The organism is Mycobacterium sp. UM_CSW (genome assembly GCF_000455205.1).
Classification (GTDB): domain Bacteria; phylum Actinomycetota; class Actinomycetes; order Mycobacteriales; family Mycobacteriaceae; genus Mycobacterium.
In genome coordinates this window covers 1-2,824 of record NZ_AUWQ01000169.1, presented here as the reverse complement: position 1 = coordinate 2,824, position 2,824 = coordinate 1, and the positions used below count along the sequence as shown (strand labels likewise).

The following is a 2,824-nucleotide window of genomic DNA, read 5'->3' as shown; positions in this document are numbered from 1 at the left end:
CGCCGGGCCCGGCGCGACCCGCCGCTGGCGGTGCTGCTCGACCGCGACGACACCCTGATCGTCGACGAGCCCTACCTCAACGACCCCGCGGGCGTGCTGCCCACCCACGGCGCCGGCCGGGCCCTGGCCCGCCTGCGCCGGCAAGGCCTGCTGCTGGCGGTCGTGACGAACCAGTCCGGCGTCGCGCGCGGCCTGATCAGCCCCGAGCAGCTCAGCGCCGTCAACGCCCGGGTCGACGAGGTCCTCGGCCCATTCGACGCCTGGCAGGTTTGCGTCCACGGGGAGGCCGACGGGTGCCGGTGCCGCAAACCCGAACCGGGGATGGTCCTGGCGGCGGCCGAAGCGCTGGGGGTGCCGCCCGAGCGGTGCGTGCTGATCGGCGACACCGGGGGCGACGTCCAGGCCGCGCTGGCCGCCGATGCGGCGGCCGTGCTGGTGCCCACCGCGCGCACCCTGCCCGCCGAAATCCAACACGCCCGCGCCCACGCCCAGATCGCCGAAACCCTTTGCCACGCAGCTTCTTTGGTCTTGCGGGAGTGCCGGTGAATACCGCAGTGGTGGCCCGTCTGGACAGTGCCGGCGACGTGCTGATCACCGGCCCGGCGATCCGCGCCGTGGCCAACTCCCACGACCGGGTGGTGATGCTGGTCGGACCGCGCGGCCGCGACGCCGCCGAACTGCTCGTCGGGGTCGACGAGATCGTCGAATGGCAGGCGCCCTGGGTGGATTTCGACTCCCCCGAATTGACCGCCGACCACGTCGGCGCGCTGATCAAGCAGCTGCGCGACATCGCCCCCGGCCGGGTCTACATCTTCACCTCGTTTCACCAGTCGCCGCTGCCGCTGGCGCTGTTATGCCGGATGGCGTCAATTCCCTGGGTGGGCGCGATCTGCACCGACTACCCCGGCACCCTGCTGGATCTGCGGCACCACGTGCCCGACGAAATCCCCGAGCCGCGACGGGCGCTGTCCCTCGCCGAGGCGGCCGGCTGCCGGTTGCCCGCCAATGACGACGGCGCGCTGCGGATTCGCGCCTGCGGCCCGCCGCCACGGCGGATCCCGCCCGGACCCTTCGTGGTGTTCCATCCGGGCGCCGCGGTGCCGGCGCGGCGGCCGAGCCAGGGGCGCAGCGCGGCCATGGTGGCCGCGCTGGCCGGCGCCGGTTACCGCGTCGTGGTCACCGGCGGCGCGGACGAGGCCGAGCTGACCGCCGCCGTCGCCGGCGATGTCGCGCTCGACCTCGGCGGCCGGACCACCCTCGCCGAACTCGCGGCGGTGTTCGCCGCGGCGGATGTCGTCGTCGTCCCGAACACCGGGCCCGCGCACCTGGCCGCGGCGGTCGGAGCGCCGGTGGTGTCGCTGTTCGCGCCCGTGGTGCCGGCCGCGCAATGGCGCCCCTTCGGGCGCCGGGTGCGGGTGCTGGGCGACCAGTTCGCGCCGTGCCGGGCCAGCCGCGCCCGGGTCTGCCCGGTGCCGGGCCACCCGTGCCTGGACCAGATCGGCGACGCCGAACTGCTCGACGCGGTATTGCAAGAGGGAGGTAGGCGATGATCGAGGTGCATTTCGATGCGCTGCGCGAGGCGGTGGGCCGCACCAGCTCCGAGGCGGACCGGCTGCGCAGGTGGGGCCGGCAGCTGGCGTGGGTGCTGACGAACGGGGGTCGACTGCTCGCCTGCGGCAACGGCGGCAGCGCGGCGGAGGCGCAACACCTCACCGCCGAAATCGTCGGCCGCTTTCGTGAGGAGCGAATGCCGCTGTCCGCCATCGCATTACACGCCGACACGTCGGCGTTGACCGCGATAGCCAACGACTACGGCACCGAAGAGATGTTCGCGCGCGGCGTGCGGGCGCACGGCCGGCCCGGCGACGTGCTGGTGTCCCTGTCCACCAGTGGGACCAGCCGAAACGTGCTGTCCGCGACGAAGGCGGCGCAGGGCATCGGGATGGTGACGTGGGCGTTGACGGGTCCGGAGCCCAACGTGCTGGCCGCGATGTGCGACGAGGCGATCTGCGTCGACGCCCCGACCACGGCCACGGTGCAGGAGATCCACTTGATGCTGATTCACGGATTGTGCATGGCCCTAGACGACGTGCTGCTGCGGGAGGCGGCGTCATGACGGCCAAACCGCTTGTCGTCGTTGGTGATTCGATACTCGACATCGACGTGCTGGGCTCGGCGACCCGGCTCAGCCCCGAGGCCCCGGTGCCGGTGGTCGACGCCGAACGGCTCGTACAACGGCCGGGTGGTGCCGGGCTGGCGGCCCTGCTCGCGGCCAGGACCGAGACCGGCGTGGCGTTGATCACCGGCATCGCCCCCGACGACGCCGGCCGGCAGCTGCGCGCGCTGCTCGCGGCCGCCGGCGTCAAAGTGCTTGCGCTGCCGATGACCGGGACGACCGTGACCAAGACGAGGATTCGGGCGCGGGGTCAGTCGATGCTTCGGCTGGATCGGGGCGACGCCGTCCCCCTGAACCGACCGCTGCCCGTCGAGGTGAGGGAGGCCCTCGCGGGAGCCCGAGCGATCTGTGTTGCCGACTACGGCGCGGGCGTGACCGCGCTGCCCGCCGTCCGCGAGGCGCTGTCCGGTGTGGCGTCCCGCGTGCCCATGGTCTGGGATCCGCATCCGCGCGGCGCGCCGCCGGTGCCGGGATGCGCGCTGGTGACCCCGAACGACGAAGAGGCGCGCCAGTTTTGCGGCGACAGCGGGGGCGATGCGGGAGAACTGCTGCTGGACAAGTGGGGCGCCGCCGCGGTGTGCATCACCCGCGGCGCCCAGGGCGCGCGCGTGCACGGTCGCCGGCTGCGGGCCCAGCACGTCGGCGTGC

General features: G+C 73.5%; 4 protein-coding genes. All 4 read left to right on the top strand.

Features of this window, described 5'->3' with window-relative positions:
* The coding region (locus N415_RS30270; protein WP_152531656.1) for an HAD-IIIA family hydrolase at window positions 1–546 on the top strand (546 nt) is incomplete at its 5' end.
* Window positions 543–1,550, top strand: a complete 1,008-nt coding sequence (locus N415_RS30265) for a glycosyltransferase family 9 protein (RefSeq protein ID WP_239645741.1) — start codon at window positions 543–545, stop codon at window positions 1,548–1,550. The genes N415_RS30270 and N415_RS30265, both read left to right, overlap by 4 nt.
* A complete protein-coding gene (locus N415_RS30260; protein ID WP_068189967.1) occupies window positions 1,547–2,116 on the top strand; it encodes an SIS domain-containing protein in 570 nt (189 codons plus the stop codon). Before N415_RS30265 ends, N415_RS30260 begins: the two co-directional genes overlap by 4 nt.
* Window positions 2,113–2,824, top strand: a 712-nt coding sequence (locus N415_RS30255) for a PfkB family carbohydrate kinase (protein ID WP_239645740.1), incomplete at its 3' end; no start/stop codon positions are given. The genes N415_RS30260 and N415_RS30255, both read left to right, overlap by 4 nt.

Coding starts and splice junctions, on each gene's coding strand:
- N415_RS30260 (WP_068189967.1), top strand. CDS start 1,547: ATGATCGAGGTGCATTTCGATGCGCTGCGCGAGGCGGTGGGCCGCACC.